This window comes from Streptomyces sp. NPDC051183 (assembly GCF_040682455.1).
GTDB lineage: Bacteria > Actinomycetota > Actinomycetes > Streptomycetales > Streptomycetaceae > Streptomyces.
On the sequence record NZ_JBFBBA010000036.1, the window covers coordinates 56204 to 72285 of the forward strand.

Consider the following 16082-nt stretch of genomic DNA (forward strand, 5'->3'; position numbering starts at 1 on the left):
TCAACGGGCAACGCGACATGCCCTCGGATGTGTCCGTACGGGTGCGGTCCCGCCTTCGTACCCCTCCCTACCGTCCCCTCATGACCACTTCCGCTCATCTGGCCGCCTCCCCGGCCTCCGTCATGCCCGGGGACGAGATCCGGATCCCTCTGGAGCTGCGCAACAGCGGCCACCTCGTCGAGGCCTACGGTTTCGAGGTGCTGGGGCCCGCCGCGGCCTGGACGGTGGTCGAGCCGTCGACGCTGTCCCTGATGCCGAACACGGCGGGCACGGTCGAGCTGGTGGTCCGGCCGCCCCGGGACTCCACCGTCCCGCCGGGGGAACTCGCCTATGCGGTACGGGTGTTGCCGCAGGAACAGCCCGAGCACGCGACGGTCCCGGAAGGCCTGCTGGACATCGGGGCGTACGCGGACTTCACCGCCGAGCTGACTCCCCGGATGAGCCAGGGCCGCACCGGCGCCCGTTTCCAACTCGCCCTGGACAACCGGGGGAACCATCCGCTGACCGTTTCCCTCGCGGCCAAGGACCAGTCCGAGGCGCTGCGTTTCACGCTGCCCGCCGCGCCGACCGTGGTGGCTCCGGGCCGGGCCGCGTTCGTACGGGTGCCCGTGCGCGCGAGGCGGCGGATGTGGCGCGGGGTGCCCACCCCGCACCCCTTCCAGGTGACGGCGGCGCCCGCGGAGGGCGTGGACCCGGTGACGCTCGACGGGACCCTGCTGCACCGGCCGGTCCTCACGGCGGCCGCCCTCAAGGCGCTGATCGCCGTGCTGGCGCTGCTCGCGCTGCTCGCGGTGGCGTGGTTCGCGCTGCTGCGGCCGGTGGTGCGCGGCGCGGCCAAGGAGGCCGTCAAGGGCCCGGTGCAGGCGGCCGAGTCGAAGGCGGCGGACGCCAAGGACACTGCGGACCGCGCGGCGGACGCCGCCTCGGCGGGCCCCGGCGGGGGCAAGCCGGGCCCCGGCCCGACCACGTCGCCCACCCCGGGCACCGGCCCGGCGGCGCAGCCCCAGGCGAACCTGTTCTCGTACCGGCTGACCGCGTCGGCCGCGGCGGGCGGCACCAAGAGCACGACCTTCACGGTCCCGGACGACAAGGTGCTGCGGCTGACCGACCTGGTCCTGGAGAACCCGCAGGGCGACTCGGGCACGGTGACCTTCTCGGTGGGCGGCAAGCCGCTGCTGGCGCCCGCGCTGGAGAACTTCCGCGAACAGGACTTCCACTGGGCCTCGGCCCTGCTCGCCGGGCCGAAGGAGGAGATCACGATCACGCTGACCTGCCGCACGGTCGGCCGGCCCCCGGCGGCCCCGGCGCCGTCCGGCTGCTCGGCCGCGGCGCTGCTCAGCGGCACCCTGGAGTAGCCGCGCGGGCGCCGAAGCCGCTGTGGCGGCCTACGGCGCCAGTACCGCGGCCAGGTCGGTGCGGCCCGGGATGCCGAGCTTGGCGTAGATGCTGGTGAGGTGGTTGTCGACGGTGCGCGGGGACAGGATCAGGCGGTCCGCGATGGCGCGGGAGGCCAGGCCCTGGGCGGCCAGCGCGGCGATCTCCCGTTCGCGCGGGGTGAGGGCCGGGGCGGCCAGGCCCGCCAGGGCGGGGACGGCGGCCGCCGAGACCCCGGCGCAGCGCGCGGCCAGCATGTGGGCCCGGGCGGCCGCCGCCCGGGCCGCGGCTCCGGGGGCGATCCGCGCCGCACCGGCCGCCGCCTCCGCGGCGAACAGCCCGTAGCCCAGCCGCTCGAACTCCTGCGCCGCCTCCCACAGTCCGGTCCCCGACCGGCCCGCCAGCGCGGCGACGTGCGCCGCGCACACCGCCGCGAGCGCGCCCTGGTGGGCTGCGGCGACCTCCCGCATCCGCGCGGCCACCGACCGGGCCCCGCCGGTCCCGCCGAGGCGGGCCGCGTCGTGCAGGGCCAGCAGTTCGAAGCCGGGGAGCGCGGCGGCCCGGGCCCCGTCGGCGACGCCTCGGGCCAGTTCCACCGCCCGGGTCACCCGGCCCCCGGCCGCCGCGACCCACGGCCGCGCGAGCTCCGTCCACTGGTCGAAGACCACCGGCACGGCGGCCGAGCCCCGGTCGGCCGCCGCCAGGTGGGACTCGGCCCGGGCGGCGTCCCCGGCGAGCGCCGCCGCGTGCGCGGCGCCGCCCAGGTGGGAGGTGTCGTAGTAGCCGGGCCCGCGCGCGGCGATGCCGGCCCGGAAACGGGCCAGCGCGGGTCCCGGCCGGCCCCGCCACAGCAGTACGGCCCCGTACAGGGCGTCGACCGAGCGTTCCGCCACGGGCCAGTCGCCGCGCCGCCGCAGCAGTTCCGCGAACGCGTCGGCCGCCCGGTCGGCGCCGTCCAGGCTGCCGGCCCAGAACTCGGCCGCGAACTCCGCCAGTCGCAGCGGCAGCACCTCCGCGGGCTCCCGCCCCAGCAGGGCCGCGGCCCGCGCGACCTCGCGGCGGGCCTCCTCCGGGCGGCCGGTGTAGGCGTGGGCCACGGCCGTCGTGGTCAGCAGCGCCCCGGTGCGCCTCGGCTCCACCGGCCGGGCCAGCAGCCGCCCGGCCAGCCCGAGCGCGGCGGTGAAGTCCCCCTGGGCGCCCACCAGCGCCACCCGCCGGGCGCCCGCCTCCCAGCGCAGCGCCGGGTCGTTGACCGCCGACTCGGCTTCGTCCAGCGCCCGTTCGGCGTCGGCGAAGCTGCGCAGCCCCCAGCTGAGGCCGTGCGCGCGCAGCACCGCGTGCCGGATGCGCTGTACGTCGCTCATGGCGAGCCCGGCGCACTCCCGGAGCACCCGCTCGGCCTCCTCGTACCGTTCGGCCCAGCTCAGGGCCTCCGCGAGGAGCAGTGCGGCCTCGGTTCCGCCGCCCGCGTCGCGGGCCGCCGAGGCCAGCCGTACGGCCGAGGCCGTGTCGTACGCCGCCCACGCGGCCCGCGCCCCGGCCAGCAGGGGCACGGGGTCCTCGGTCAGTCCGCCGGCCAGCCGCCACTCGGCCAGCCGCAGCGCGTCCCCGGCGCGGCGGGCGCCGGCCGCCTCGACCGCCCGTACCAGCGCCCGGTGGTGGCGCCGTCCGCGCAGTCGGGGGCAGCGCGCCGTGGCGACCTCGGCGTACAGCGGATGGGCCGTGCGCACGTAGGTCCGCCGGCCCTCGTCGGCCAGGGTCAGCAGTCCGCGGTCCTCGGCCTCTTCCACCAGCCGGACGTCGACCAGTCCGAGCAGCAGGGACAGTTCCAACGGCTGGCCCAGGGCCACGAGTTCCAGGACCTCGCGCAGTTGCGGCCGGTCCTGTCCGTACCCGCCGATGCGGTTCTCCACCAGGTCGGCCACCCGGTCGGTGATCCGTGCGGCGGGCGGGCCGGGCGGGGTGCCGGGCGGCGCCCCCCACTGGCCGTCCTCCAGGCGGAGTTCGCCGGAGTCCACGGCGGTGAGCGCCAGCTCCCGCAGCAGCAGCGGGTTCCCCCGCGAGCGTTCGTGGAGCCGGGCGGTGGCGGCCTCGGACACCGCGCCCAGCGCCGCGCCCAGCAGGGCACTGGTCTCGGCCGGGGTGAACGGCGCGAGTTCGAGGCGGTCCAGGAACCGGTCCTCGCTGAGCCGCCGCAGCCCGTCGGGCATCGCGGCCCCGGTGCGCACGGCGGCGAGTAACCCCAACTCCCCATCATGTACGAGGCGTTGCAGCAGTGCGGCGGACATCGGGTCCAGCAGGTGGGCGTCGTCGACGCAGACCACGGCTCCGGTGAGGGCCTCGGCCGCACAGCGCCACCGGTTCGTCCCGGGGTCCATCCGCTCGGGCAGCAGCGGGGCCAGCGCCCCCAGGGGCACGGTCCGCGTCCCCTCCGAGCCCTCCAGGAGCGGCAGTTCGGGCAGGGTCCGCCGGACCTCGTCGATGAGCCAGGACTTTCCGGCCCCGGCCGCGCCCACCAGGAGCACCCCGCGCGTCCCCGCCGGGCCCCGCCCGGTCAGCGCCGCGCGCGCCCGGATGACTTCCGCAGCGCGCCCGTGGAAGGGCCAGCAGACCACCATGGGCCCGATGGTAGGACCGCCCTCGCCCCGCCCGGGACGCGCTGGCCGAAAATCGGGCCACCCGTCCGGGTGCACCTGGCCGGCGCTGTGACCGGTGGGGTCCACGGCATCAGGAGGTGCTCGCGAGCCGGTCCGCCGCGGCCGGGCGGGCCGCGGCGAGCCGGTCCGCCGCGGCCGGGCGGGCCGCGGCGAGCAGCGCCTCCGCGGTGAGCACACGGGCGAACCCGCCACCCTGGAGGTTGACCACGGTGGCGGTGGCAAGCTGGTCGGCCGTCAGGTGCAGTCCGTCCGGGCCGGCGAGGTCGAAGGTGTGGGTGGCGTCGAGGGGCACGAGGACGCGAGGTGTGCCGTACGAGGACCACCGGGCGGCCGGTCTCCTGCCGGGCGTCCCATCAGGGCGGCGAGGTCCGCCTCGGCGGCCGGGTTGTCGCGCGGCCCCCAGGACGAGGCGCCGTCGAAGCCCTTCCGGACGTCGATGGCCAGCAGGGCGCTGTTGGCAGCGATCTCGAACCCGGGCCTGATCCCGGTCTCTGTCACGGCTCCCTGCCCAGCGGCGAGCTGCGCCGGTGGGCCCCGGGCCCCGGCCCCGTCCCGCCGTCCGGCGGCCTGCCCCTGGCCCCCGGCCGCGGACCGACCGGCTCGCGCGGCCATCGCCCGCTCCATGGTGACGGGCCCCTTCCGCACCGGCGACCACGCCCAGTACCCGGACCGCCCGACACCCGCCGCCGACCGGACGGCGGAGGCGCCGGCCGCCGTACGGGAGCGGGCCCTGCGCCGGCTGCACGAGCCGCCGGACGTGGCCACCCCGGCCCGCTGGGCCGGCATGTCGCCGCGCACCTTCGCCCGGCACTTCGTCGCCGCCACCGGCACCACCCGGCACAAATGGCTCCTCGGCCACCGCCTCGACGAGGCCCGCAAACTGCTGGAGCGCACCGACCACCCCGTCCCCGAGGTGGCCCGGCGCACCGGATTCGCCGGCGAGGTCACCTTCCGCCAGCACTTCACCTCGTACGTCGGGATCAGCCCGCGCGCCCACCGCGCGGCCGCCGCCCCCCGGAACCGGGACGACAGTGTTAGAAATGGCTCATGACCGGACGCTTTGGCCGACCCAGGGGCACGCCCCTGGGTGCCCGCAGTGTCGCCGGTCAGGTCTTCGCCCTCCAGGCCGTGATCGTGCTGCTGCTGATCACCGCGGCCGTCGTGGCGCTGGTGTTCCAGGCCCGGTACGACAGCGAGCGCGACGCCCGCCACCGCTCGCTCGCGGCCGCCGAAGCCTTCGCCCACGCGCCCGGCCTCCCGGCCGCGCTGGCGGCCCGGGACCCCGGCGCCGAGCTCCAGCCCCTGGCCGAGGGCGCACGCCGGGCCTCCGGGGTGGACTTCATCGCCGTCCTGAGCCCCGACGGGGTCCGGTACACCGACCCCCGCCCCGAGCTGATCGGCAAGCGCGCCACAGGCGACCTTTCGCGCGCCCGGGCCGGGCAGTCCTTCACCGAGACCTTCAGGGGGCAGCCGAGCGACGTGGTCCGCGCCGTCGTGCCCGTACGGGACTCCACGGGCGCCGTGGTCGGACTGGTCTCCACCGGCATAGACGTCGCCAACGTCGGCGACGTGGTCGAGGGACAGCTCCCGCTCCTCATCGGCGCGGGACTCGGAGCCCTGCTGCTCGGCACCGGCGGCGCCGCCCTCGTCAGCCGGCGGCTGCGGCGCCAGACCCGCGGTCTCGGCGAGGCCGAGATGACCCGGATGAACGAGCACCACGAGGCCGTTCTGCACGCCGTCCGCGAGGGCGTGCTCATCATCGGCTCCGACGGCCGGCTCGTCCTCGCCAACGACGAGGCCCGCCGCCTCCTGGACCTGCCGCCCGACGCCGAGCAGCGGCACGTCGGCGACCTGGGCCTCGACCCGCGCACCGCCGCCCTGCTCTCCTCCGGCCGGGTCGCGACGGACGAGGTCCACCTGGCGGGAGACCGGCTGCTCGCCGTCAACGTACGGCCGACCAAGCCCTACGCCGGGAGCCCCTCCGGCACCGTCATGACCCTGCGCGACTCCACCGAGCTCGCCGCGCTCTCCGGCCGGGCCGAGGTCGCCCGCGGCCGGCTCCAGCTGCTCTACGACGCGGGCGTGCGGATCGGCACCACGCTGGACGTGGTGCGCACCGCCGAGGAGCTGTCGGAGGTCGCGGTCCCGCGCTTCGCCGACTTCGTCACCGTCGAGCTGCTGGAGCCGGTGCTGCGCGGCGAGGAGCCCTCCCTCGTGTCCGGCGCTTACACCGAGATGCGCCGGGCCGCCCTGAGCGGGATCCGCGCGGACACCCCGCTGCAGCCGGTGGGCGACACCATCCGGTTCATCGTGCCGACGGCGCCGATGGCGGCCGCCCTGGATGCCGGGCGGGCGGTGCTGGCGGCGGATCTGAACGCCGCGTTCGGCTGGCGGGCCCAGGACCACGAGGGGACCCGGGTGGCCCTGGAGTACGGACTGCACTCGCTGATCTCCGTACCGCTCCAGGCGCGCGGTGTGGTCCTCGGCATGGCGAACTTCTGGCGGGCCGACACCCCGGAGGCCTTCGACGAGGAGGACCTGTCCTTCGCCGAGGAGCTGGCGGCGCGGGCGGCCGTCTCCATCGACAACGCCCGCCGCTTCACCCGCGAGCACGCGATGGCCGTGACCCTCCAGCGCAGCCTGCTGCCCCGGGTGCTGCCCGACCTGAGCGCCGTGGACGTCGCCTTCCGCTACCTGCCCGCGAAGGCCGGGGTGGGCGGCGACTGGTTCGACGTGATCCCGCTGCCGGGTGCGCGCGTCGCCCTGGTCGTGGGCGACGTCGTCGGCCACGGCGTGCACGCGGCGGCCACGATGGGCCGGCTGCGGACCGCCGTGCACAACTTCTCCACCCTGGACCTGCCGCCCGACGAGCTGCTGGGGCACCTGGACGAGCTGATCGACCGGATCGACCAGGACGAGTCCGGTGCCGACCCGGACGCCGAGGAGGGCGGGGCCGGGGCCGGGGAGTCCGCCGGCGTCACCGGCGCCACCTGCCTGTACGCGGTCTACGACCCCACCTCGGGGCGCTGCACCATGGCCAGCGCCGGCCACCCCGGGCCCGCGCTGGTCGGCCCCGACGGGCGCGTGGAGTACCCGGAGCTGCCGGTGGGGCTGCCGCTGGGCGTCGGCGGGATGCCCTTCGAGACCACCGAGCTGCACCTGCCGGAGGCGAGCCGGCTCGTACTGTTCACCGACGGCCTGCTGGAGGACCGCGACCGGGACTTCGACACCGGTCTCGGGATGCTGAGCGACACCCTTTCCCGGCCCGGCCGCAGCCCGGACCAGGCCTGCTCGGACATCCTGGCCGCGCTGCTCTTCCCCTCGCCGAGCGACGACATCGCGCTGCTCATCGCCGACACCCGCCGCCTCGACCCGGGCCACATCGCGGAGTGGGACGTGCCCGCCGATCCGGCGGCAGTCTCCCGGGTGCGCAACGCCGGTTCGGCGCAGCTGGCCGACTGGGGTCTGGAAGACATCTCCTTCACCGCCGAGCTCATCCTCAGCGAGCTGATCACCAACGCCATCCGGTACGGCTCCGCCCCCGTCCGGGTCCGGCTGCTGCGCGACCGCACCCTCATCTGCGAGGTCTCCGACGGCAGCAGCACCTCCCCGCACCTGCGGTACGCGGCCACCACCGACGAGGGCGGGCGCGGTCTGTTCCTCGTCGCGCAGTACGCCGAGCGGTGGGGCACGCGCTACACCGAGCGGGGCAAGGTGATCTGGGCGGAGCTGCCGCTGACCGGGGGGGCGGAGCCGTTCGAGTCGGCCGTACCGGACCTGGACGCGCTGGAGGACCTGGCCTGGTGAGGCGGGCCCGGGCCGCGCCCGGGCGTCCGTACGCGCGGGTCCACGGGGTCTGCCGGGTCTACGGGACCGGCGGTGCCACCGTACGGGCCAGCAGTACGGCCACGTCGTCCTGCGGATCCCCCGGCAGCAGCCTCGCCAGGATCCCGTCGCACAGCTCCTCCAGGGGCTGCCCGGCCGCCCGCAGCGCCGCCGCGAGTTCGGCCATTCCCTGGTCCAGGTCGCGGTCGCGGGCCTCGATCAGGCCGTCGGTGTACAGCACGAGCAGGCTCCCCGGGGGCAGCCGCACCACCTCGGTGCGGAAATCGTGCCCGCCGGTGCCCAGCGGAGTGCCGGCCGGCCCGTCGAGGAAGGTGATGCTCCCGTCCGAGGCCACGACGGCCGGCGGCGGGTGCCCGGCGCGGGCGATCACGCAGTTGCCCGTCGCCGGGTCGTGAACGGCGTAGACGCAGGTCGCCATCTCGTCCTCGCCGAGGTCGGCCACGACGGCGTCCAGGGAGCGGAGCATCCGCGCCGGTGGCACGTCGTGCCGCGCCAGGGTCCGTACGGCCGTGCGCAGCTGCCCCATCACGGCGGCCGCGTGGATCCCGTGGCCCATCACGTCGCCGATGACCAGGCCGGTCCGGCCGCCCGGCAGCTGGATCACGTCGAACCAGTCGCCGCCGACGTCGTGGTCGCTGGCGGGCAGGTAGCGGCCGGTCAGCTCCAGTCCGGTGACCTCGGGCAGGTCGCTGTTGGTGAGGCTGCGCTGGAGGGTCAGCGCCGCCGCGCGCTGGGTGGTGTACATGCGGGCGTTGTCGATGTTGAGCGCCGCCCGGGCGACCAGTTCGTCCACGAGGACGCAGTCCTGCTCGTCGAAGGGCTCGCGCCCCTTCATCCGGGTCACCGCGACCGCGCCGAGCACCCGGCCGCGCGCGACCAGCGGGATCAGGCGGGCCGAGCCGAGGGTGGCCAGGTAGGTGCGCAGCGCCTCGGCGCTCGGCCCCGGCTCCCTGATCAGCGCCGGAATGTCGGACAGGTAGAGGTTCATCGGCCGTCCCTCGGCGATGACGCGCTCGTAGACGGTGCCCTCGGGGATCTGGAAGGTCTGTCCCGCGACCAGTCTGGCCGTGGGCGCCGCCGGGTCCGGGAAGACCGCGGCGAGGCGCCGCAGGACCCCGCGCGTGGAGGCTCCGGCGTCGTCGGGCTCCAGCACCGCCGCGAGCATCTGTACGTCGGCCGAGTCCGCGAGCTGCGGTACCAGCACCTCCACGATCTCCTGCGCGGTCTGGTGCAGGTCCAGCGTCGTACCGATCCGGGTGCCGGCCTCGGCGAGCAGGGCGAAGCGGTGCCGGGCCCGCTCGGCCTCGGCCTGGGCGCGCTGCCCGTCGGTGATGTCGATGAGGGAGGCGATCAGGCCGAGCGGGCGGCCGGAGCCGTCGAGCAGCGGGGCGTACGAGCAGGACCACGTCCGGTCGGTCTCCGGATCGGCGGCGGTCCGCCCGGTGCGGCGGACGTCGACGACGGCGGTGCCCCGGTCCAGGACCTGCTGCATCAGCAGCTCCAGCGCGTCGGCGTTGACCCCGGGCACGACCTCGGTGAGCCGTTTGCCGACGTGCTCGGCGGCGGGGACGCCGTTCATCCGGGCCAGTGCGTCGTTGACGCGCAGGAAGCGCAGGTCGGTGCCGAGGGTGCCGAGGCCGATGGGCGACTGGGTGAAGAGGCTCTGGAGGGCGGCGAGGGAGTCCCGCATGCGCAGGACCTCGGAGGTCTCCACGGCGATGAGCATGGCCCCCGTGCGCCCCTGGGGGTCCGCGGCGGGGACGATCCACATCTCCATCGGGACCGTGTGGCCGTCGCGGTGCCGGACGGGCAGGGTGCCGACGACGGTTTCGCCGGCCTGGACGCGGCGCGTCAGGTCGTCGGCGAGCTCCCGGTTGGCGTCGGGGACGAGCACGGAGCTGCCGGGGCGGCCCAGGATGTCGTCGGGGCGGTGGCCGAGCAGGTCCTGGGCGGCCAGCGACCACTCGACGACGCGCCCGTCGGCGTCCTCCCGCCACAGGGCGATCGGCAGCAGCTCGCGGAGCACGCCCGCGTACCCGACAGCCGCCGTCGGCTGATCCGGCACCTCGCTCGTCTCCTGGTAAGTGTCCAATGCACCGACCTCACCCCGGGGGGCTGATTCCTACCGATTCACCCTATCCGAGGGCTCGGATCGGGGCGCTGCGTCGGGTGGCGGCCGCCGCTACGGCCGCCGCGGCACGTGCCCCGGAAGGGGACGGTGCAGCGGACCGGGGCTCCCCACCAGCCGCCGGGCGCGGCGCCCAGCCACCGGGGGACGCCGCACCGCCGGGGCGGTGCGGCTCGCAGCAGCCGGAGCGCGACGGGCGGGCGTACGGGGGCCCGGGACGCGACGGCGGCCGTCGCCCGCCCCCAGCGGTTCGACCCGACGGAGAGCACGGCCGCGGCGATGACGAGGGTGCGCTCCCGGTCACCGACCCCTCCCGGCGGGGTGCTCGCAGCAGACGGAGCGCGACGGGCGGGCCGCGAGGGCGTCCAGGGGCCCGGGACGCCGCAGGCTGCGGCACAGCAGCCGGAGCAAGGGGCCGGCCCGCTCATCGCCACCTGGACCACGCGGGCCAGGGGCGTTCCCGCGGCTGGAGGGCGGGCCGGGCGATGAGTCCCGTACCCATGGCCGGGCGGCCGGGATGGGGGCCCGGACCGACCGGTCGACCCGCTCGGCACCGCCGTCGGCGATGACGCGGCAGTCCGGTCCCAGCGGTTCCTCGATCGTCGTCCGCGGCGTCACCGGACCGGGCGGCCGGGCGGTCGTCGGTGGCGCCGCCGGTGACGAGCGGGGCTCCGCTCAGCCGGTTGCCGCCGAGCCCGGCCTCGGCCATCGGCTCCGGGGTCCGGCCCCGGCCCCGGCCCGGTACCCGGGCTGCGGCCCGACTGCCGTTGGCGTGCCGGGGTGCCGGCTACGCGTGCCGCAGGTGGCGCCAGACGGCCTTGGCCGCGTTGTGGCCCGACATGCCGTGGACGCCCGGGCCCGGCGGGGTGGCGGAGGAGCACAGGAAGACGGCCGGGTGGGCAGTCGTGTACGGGGAGAGGGAGAGCTTCGGGCGCAGCAGGAGTTGGAGTCCCGAGGCCGCGCCGCAGGCGATGTCGCCGCCGACGTAGTTGGGGTTGCGGGCGGCGAGTTCGGGCGGGCCGGCCGTGGCGCGGGCCAGGACCAGATCGCGGAAGCCGGGTGCGAAGCGCTCCAGTTGGCGCTCGACGGCGTCGGTGAGGTCGCCGTCCCAGCGCGCGGGGACGTGGCCGTACGCCCAGAACACGTGCTTGCCCTCGGGCGCGCGGCCGGGGTCGACGAGGCTGGGCTGCGCGGTGATGAGGAAGGGGTTGCGCGGAGCCCGGCCGCCGGAGGCGAGTTGCAGGGCGGCGTCGATGTCCCGGGTGGTCGGGCCGATCTGGACGGTGCCCGCGCGGCGGGCCTCCTCGGCGGTCCAGGGCACGGGGCCGGAAAGCGCGTAGTCGATCTTGAACACGGAGGCGCCGTACTTGTAGCCGTCGTACGCGCGTCCCAGCCGGGCGATGCGGGCCAGCGCGGCGGGCGAGGTGTCGAACACGTATGCCCGCGCGGGCGGGAGGTCATCGAGCCGCTTGACCTCGAAGCCGGTGTGGACGGCGCCGCCGAGGTCCCGCAGGTACGCCGCGAGGGCGTCGGACACCGACTGCGAGCCGCCGCGCGGCATGGGCCAGCCGCCCGCGTGCGCGGCGAGGGCGAAGACCAGCCCGACGGCGCCGGTGGCGATGCCGCCCAGGGGGGCGATGACGTGTGCGACGAGTCCCGCGAAGAGGGAGCGCGCGCGGTCGTCCCGGAAGCGGCGCAGCAGCCAGGTGGACGGCGGCAGCCCGGCGAGGCCGAACCGGGCCAGGGTGAGCGGGTCCCGGGGCAGCGCCGTCGACGGCAGGGACATGAAGTCCCGGGCCAGGGTGTCCCATTTGCCGAGGAACGGCTCGACCAGCCGCCGGTACGCGCCCGCGTCGCGCGGCCCGAAGGACGCGGCCGTCTCCGCGACCGACCGGGAGAGCACGGCGGCCGTGCCGTCGTCGAAGGGGTGCGCCATGGGCAGCGGGGCGTGCAGCCACTCCAGCCCGTAGCGCTTCAGCGGCATGGTGGCGAAGACGGGCGAGCCGACGCCCAGCGGGTGCACGGCCGAGCAGGGGTCGTGCCGGAAGCCGGGGAGGGTGAGCTCCTCGGTCCGCGCTCCGCCGCCGACGGTGCCGGCGGCCTCGAAGACGGCCACGGAGAATCCGCGCCGTGCCAGTTCGACGGCGGCCGTCAGCCCGTTGGGCCCCGCCCCCACCACGACCGCATCGAGAATCGACGGCACTTGCGACTCCTTCGTCCGGCAGCGGCACCACCCCCAGGGTATTCCGCCCGTCTACACGCGGGCTCGCACGCCCGGCTCGGGCACGGCCCCTACGCGCCGCACAGGCCCGGCCCGGGCACGGCCCCGCCGCGCCCGCTCACGCCCCCCGCAGCAGCTCGCGGATCCGTACCGCCGTGGCCTCGTCGCGGCCCACCGCGAACGGCAGCACGTTGTCCCGGTCCACCCGGAAGGGGACACCGGCGACCGTGCTCTGCGCGCCACCCGCCTCGGCGACCAGCAGCAGCCCCGCCGCGTGGTCCCAGGCCGAGGGCCAGGTGAAGGCCAGACCGTCCATCTCTCCGCGGGCCACCTTCAGGTACTCCAGGCCCGCCGACCCGCACGCCCTGGCGGCGACCCCGGGCACGTCCAGCCGTGCCAGGGCCCGCTTGTCCTCCCCGGACGTGTAGAACGGGTGGGCCGTGGCGACCCGCAGTTCGGCGCCCGGCTCCGGCGCGCCGCTGTATATGCGCTCGCCGTTGACGAAGGCGCCCTGCCCGCGCACGGCGGTCGCCATCTCCTCCAGCGCCGGGGCGAAGGTCCAGGAGGCGAGGAGCTCCCCGCGGTGGGCCAGCGCGACCAGGGTGCAGAAGCCGGGGTCGCCGTGCACGAACTGGCGGGTGCCGTCGACCGGGTCGACGATCCACACCGGGGCGTCGGCGCGCAGCGCCCCGTACACGGTCGGATCGGAATGCACCGCCTCCTCGCCGACCACCGCCGAGCCGGGCAGCAGGCGCGTGAGGGAGGCCGTGAGGTGCTCCTCCGCCTTGCGGTCGGCGACGGTCACCAGGTCGTGGGGGCCGTTCTTCTCGTCCACCTCATGGTCGGCGAGCTGGCGGAATCTCGGCATGATCTCGACCGCCGCGGCCTTGCGTACGGCTTCTTCGACGGCGGACAGGTCACGGGCGAGGAATTCATCGATCATGCCTCCAGCAAAGCACGGCCCGCTGACAAACCCCACCGTCGATCGCGTCAACCCGTGGGACACCGGGTGGACTCCCGGTGAACCGGCCGCCCGGGGGGGGTCCGGGGGCGTCGGAGCGGAAGCGTGCGTACCTCCTGGTGGGTGCGGGGCGGGCGTGTTAAACCGGCGTGGCCCCGCCGGTTTACACCCCCTCCGGGAGTCTTCGTGCGCCGTCCCGCCGTCCTGCGCCGCGTACTGTCGCTGCTCGCCACCGCCGCGCTCGCCCTCTCCGTGCCGGCCGGTCCCGCGGGCGCCGCGGGCCCCTTCGCCCTGCCCTCGCTGCCCTCGCCCAACGCCGCCGGGCTGACCCTCCGGTCCTGGTCCGTCGCCGCCGGCCAGGGCGGACGCATGGGCGACGCCTCGGTCACCACCGCCGCGGTCTTCGCCCCGCACGGCGGGACCCCGACGATCGATCCGGTGCAGGTACCGGTGCGCGTACGGGTCCTGCTGCCGGCGGATTACCAGCGCGACCCGGCCCGCCCGTACCGCGTGCTGTACCTGCTCCACGGCGGCACGGGTGACGTCGAGCAATGGTCGAAGACCGACGAGGGCAATGTCACGGCCGCCCTTGCGGGTTCGGCCTTCGACGGCATCGTCGTGATGCCGGAGGCGGGCAAGGCGGGCTGGTACAGCGACTGGCCCGGCCACACGGACGGCTTCTTCGCCCCGCAGTGGGAGACCTTCCACGTGGGGCAGCTGGTCCCTTGGATCGACGCCAACTTCAACACGGTGAAGGCCGCTTCCGGGCGGGCCGTCGCGGGCGTGTCCATGGGCGGGTACGGGGCCCTGCGCTACGCGGGACGGTACCCGCAGGTGTTCTCGGCCGTCGGCGCCTTCTCCCCGGGGACGGACATCTACCACCCGGGCGCGCAGGCCGTCATCGCCGACTCCGCCTGGACGGTGGGGGCCTCGATCCTCTGGACGGGGCTGTTCGACGGCAAGTTCCGCGTCACGGGCGACACCCCGTACCGGATGGCCACGGTCTTCGGCCCGCCCGCCACCTGGCCCGGCCAGAACCCGGTCAACCTGGCTCTGGACGGCAAGTACGCCTCGTACGGCGGGAAGATGGCGCTGTACGCGGGCGGGGCCGGCGGCACCGGTGAGACCGACATCGGCGCCGGCACCGCCGCCCTGCACCAGGACCTGAAGGACCGCGCGGTGCCCCACCGCTACTGCCAGGGCGCGGGCGAGCACAAGTGGCCCTACTGGGTCCCGGAACTCAAGGACTTCGTGGCCTACGTCTACGGCACGAAGCCGCAGTCCTGCCCCAACGGCTGGGGCCCGGAAACGGACTAGCTAGGCCCGTCGGGGCGGTGAGGGCCCGTGCCGGGCGGACCCTCAATCCCAGCGGCTCGGATCGTGGACGGCCCGGGTCCACTGGGCCTCGAACTCGTCTCGGCCGATCACGAACGGCACCCACGCGGGGGCGTAGCGGTCCACCCACGGCGGGTTGAAGGGCCAGTCCTCCGGAGTGCTCCGGTAGGCCGATCCGTCCTCGGTCAGCTCGACCTGGCGGAGCCGACGACCATCGGGGCCGACCTCCATCAGGTAGACCACCGGGTCGTCGTCCTCGTCCCACCGGCGGCTCAGGTACAACAGGTCCCGGCCGGCCAGGGCGCCGAAGCCGGGCATGCCGCGCTGGGCGTCCCGTTCGGCTCGGGCCTCGGCCAGGCCGGGCGGTGCCGTCGGTCCGTCGACGTCGGCCTCGTCCAGACCCCACGTCTCGGCCTTCGCGCGGGTGGCCTCGGTGTGCACGACCTCCACGTCGGCGAAGGTCTCCAGCACCTCCTGTTCGGACCGGGCATGGACCCACCACCAGACGCTGCCCATGCCGTAGTCGTGCAGGACCAGGAAACGTGTCTTCGGTACGGCGTCGGAACGGGTCACCCGCACACCCTAGGCGTGCCCGAGGCACTAGTTCGTGGCGAGGTCCCCGACAATGGACTGCTGCTGCGGGTCGAGGTGCTCGAAGTTGCCGTCCTGGGCGACGGTCGCCGTGCCGGCCGACGGGGCGTGGTTGGCGTACGGCGTGGCCCCCGCGGTGACGGCGGCGGCGAGAACGGCGACGGTGACGGCAGCGGTTCTGAGACTCATGGCGATCCCCCGGTTCGCTCCGGCCCCGCTCCGGAGCCGGTACCGGGCCAGGCTGCCAGCCCGGTCCCGGTACCGGCAAGCAGCGGGGGTCCGGCAACCGCGGCTACGACGCCGTCCCGGGCTCACCGCCGGCGGTGAGCCTGCTCCGGGTTCCGGTGAGGTCGAGCAGGCGGGCGACGGGGCGGCTGAGGGCGGTCAGCACCAGGGACTTCCCGGCCTTCAGGGCCAGGCCGTTCAGGTCCAGCAGGACGTGCAGGCCCGAGCTGTCGCAGAAGGTGACGCCGGACAGGTCGACGTCGAGGCCGCTACGGCTGGACTCCAGCGCCGTGGTGAGGTCCTTGCACAGGCCGTCGGCGTCGGCCATGTCGATCTCGCCGCGCGGCTGCGGCGGCGGCTGGAGTGGGACGTCATTGCCGTGCTCCTTCACCAATCCCCGGCGGGCCGGGAGGCCGGGGCCCGGCGCTCGTCCCGGGCCGCGGGGCCAGGCCGGCCAGCAGGTGCAGGAGGGTCGTGATCTCGGTTCGGTGGCGATCACGAGGTCGGCGTGCCGGCCCGCGAGGGCGCAGGAGCGGGGTCCCCGGAACCCGCCCCGCCCCGGGTCCGCTGCACGTGCAGCGGGCCCGGGGCGGTGAAGGGACGGTCAGGCCCGGCCCATGTCGTCCGGGCCGGTGAGGGGCACCTCGGCCGTCGTCCCCATGGGGGTGCGTCCGGCCGGCTTCGGCATCTCGGGCGGTGCGGCGCCGCGCCGCAGTCCCGCCCCGGCGGAGGTGGAACCCGCCG

At 75.8% G+C, this 16082-nt stretch carries 11 protein-coding genes and 1 pseudogene; 4 read left to right on the forward strand and 8 right to left on the reverse strand.

Annotated elements, in window-relative coordinates; all coding sequences use genetic code 11:
* Positions 1 to 80: 80 nt before the first annotated feature.
* On the forward strand, positions 81 to 1355 hold the full coding sequence (locus AB0M99_RS27975; RefSeq protein ID WP_365925134.1) for a hypothetical protein: 1275 nt from the start codon (positions 81 to 83) through the stop codon (positions 1353 to 1355).
* A gap of 30 nt (positions 1356 to 1385) precedes the next feature.
* On the opposite strand, the gene AB0M99_RS27980 is transcribed toward AB0M99_RS27975, so the two are convergent.
* Complete coding sequence (locus AB0M99_RS27980; protein ID WP_365925136.1) at positions 1386 to 3992, reverse strand: LuxR C-terminal-related transcriptional regulator; 2607 nt, start codon at positions 3990 to 3992, stop codon at positions 1386 to 1388.
* A 109-nt stretch (positions 3993 to 4101) separates the two neighbouring features.
* On the reverse strand, positions 4102 to 4323 hold the full coding sequence (locus tag AB0M99_RS27985) for a hypothetical protein (RefSeq protein ID WP_365925139.1): 222 nt from the start codon (positions 4321 to 4323) through the stop codon (positions 4102 to 4104).
* A 306-nt stretch (positions 4324 to 4629) separates the two neighbouring features.
* Between AB0M99_RS27985 and AB0M99_RS27990 the strand changes: the two are divergent.
* Positions 4630 to 5082, forward strand: a pseudogene (locus AB0M99_RS27990) (helix-turn-helix domain-containing protein); the annotation flags it as partial.
* Positions 5079 to 7838: a SpoIIE family protein phosphatase gene (locus AB0M99_RS27995; RefSeq protein ID WP_365925141.1), complete on the forward strand. Its 2760-nt coding sequence runs from the start codon at positions 5079 to 5081 to the stop codon at positions 7836 to 7838. The pseudogene AB0M99_RS27990 and the gene AB0M99_RS27995, both read left to right, overlap by 4 nt.
* 58 nt (positions 7839 to 7896) lie before the next feature.
* Here the strand turns inward: AB0M99_RS27995 and AB0M99_RS28000 are convergent, their stop codons facing one another.
* The 3 genes from AB0M99_RS28000 to AB0M99_RS28010 form a co-directional block, all read right to left on the reverse strand.
* On the reverse strand, positions 7897 to 9969 hold the full coding sequence (locus tag AB0M99_RS28000) for a SpoIIE family protein phosphatase (RefSeq protein WP_365925143.1): 2073 nt from the start codon (positions 9967 to 9969) through the stop codon (positions 7897 to 7899).
* Positions 9970 to 10792: 823 nt separating this feature from the next.
* Positions 10793 to 12208, reverse strand: coding sequence for an NAD(P)/FAD-dependent oxidoreductase (locus AB0M99_RS28005; protein ID WP_365925145.1), 1416 nt, complete (start codon positions 12206 to 12208; stop codon positions 10793 to 10795).
* Between the two features lie 136 nt (positions 12209 to 12344).
* Entirely contained in the window at positions 12345 to 13169 is an 825-nt protein-coding gene (locus AB0M99_RS28010; protein ID WP_365925147.1) for an inositol monophosphatase family protein, read from the reverse strand.
* A 204-nt stretch (positions 13170 to 13373) separates the two neighbouring features.
* On the opposite strand from AB0M99_RS28010, the gene AB0M99_RS28015 reads away from it, so the two are divergent.
* Complete coding sequence (locus AB0M99_RS28015) at positions 13374 to 14504, forward strand: alpha/beta hydrolase family protein (RefSeq protein WP_365925149.1); 1131 nt, start codon at positions 13374 to 13376, stop codon at positions 14502 to 14504.
* Positions 14505 to 14546: 42 nt separating this feature from the next.
* On the opposite strand, the gene AB0M99_RS28020 is transcribed toward AB0M99_RS28015, so the two are convergent.
* From AB0M99_RS28020 to AB0M99_RS28030, 3 genes are all read right to left on the reverse strand, one after another.
* Positions 14547 to 15095 (reverse strand): hypothetical protein, encoded by a 549-nt coding sequence (locus AB0M99_RS28020; RefSeq protein WP_365925151.1) that lies wholly within the window; start codon positions 15093 to 15095, stop codon positions 14547 to 14549.
* Positions 15096 to 15122: 27 nt separating this feature from the next.
* On the reverse strand, positions 15123 to 15302 hold the full coding sequence (locus AB0M99_RS28025) for a hypothetical protein (protein ID WP_365925153.1): 180 nt from the start codon (positions 15300 to 15302) through the stop codon (positions 15123 to 15125).
* 103 nt (positions 15303 to 15405) lie between these two features.
* Positions 15406 to 15729, reverse strand: a complete 324-nt coding sequence (locus AB0M99_RS28030; RefSeq protein ID WP_365925155.1) for an STAS domain-containing protein — start codon at positions 15727 to 15729, stop codon at positions 15406 to 15408.
* Positions 15730 to 16082: the final 353 nt, after the last annotated feature.

Excerpts from the sequence above, each read along its gene's own strand:
- AB0M99_RS27975 (WP_365925134.1), top strand. The coding sequence starts at position 81 with ATGACCACTTCCGCTCATCTGGCCGCCTCCCCGGCCTCCGTCATGCCC.
- AB0M99_RS27980 (WP_365925136.1), bottom strand. The coding sequence starts at position 3,992 with ATGGTGGTCTGCTGGCCCTTCCACGGGCGCGCTGCGGAAGTCATCCGG.
- AB0M99_RS27995 (WP_365925141.1), top strand. The coding sequence starts at position 5,079 with ATGACCGGACGCTTTGGCCGACCCAGGGGCACGCCCCTGGGTGCCCGC.
- AB0M99_RS28010 (WP_365925147.1), bottom strand. The coding sequence starts at position 13,169 with ATGATCGATGAATTCCTCGCCCGTGACCTGTCCGCCGTCGAAGAAGCC.
- AB0M99_RS28025 (WP_365925153.1), bottom strand. The coding sequence starts at position 15,302 with ATGAGTCTCAGAACCGCTGCCGTCACCGTCGCCGTTCTCGCCGCCGCC.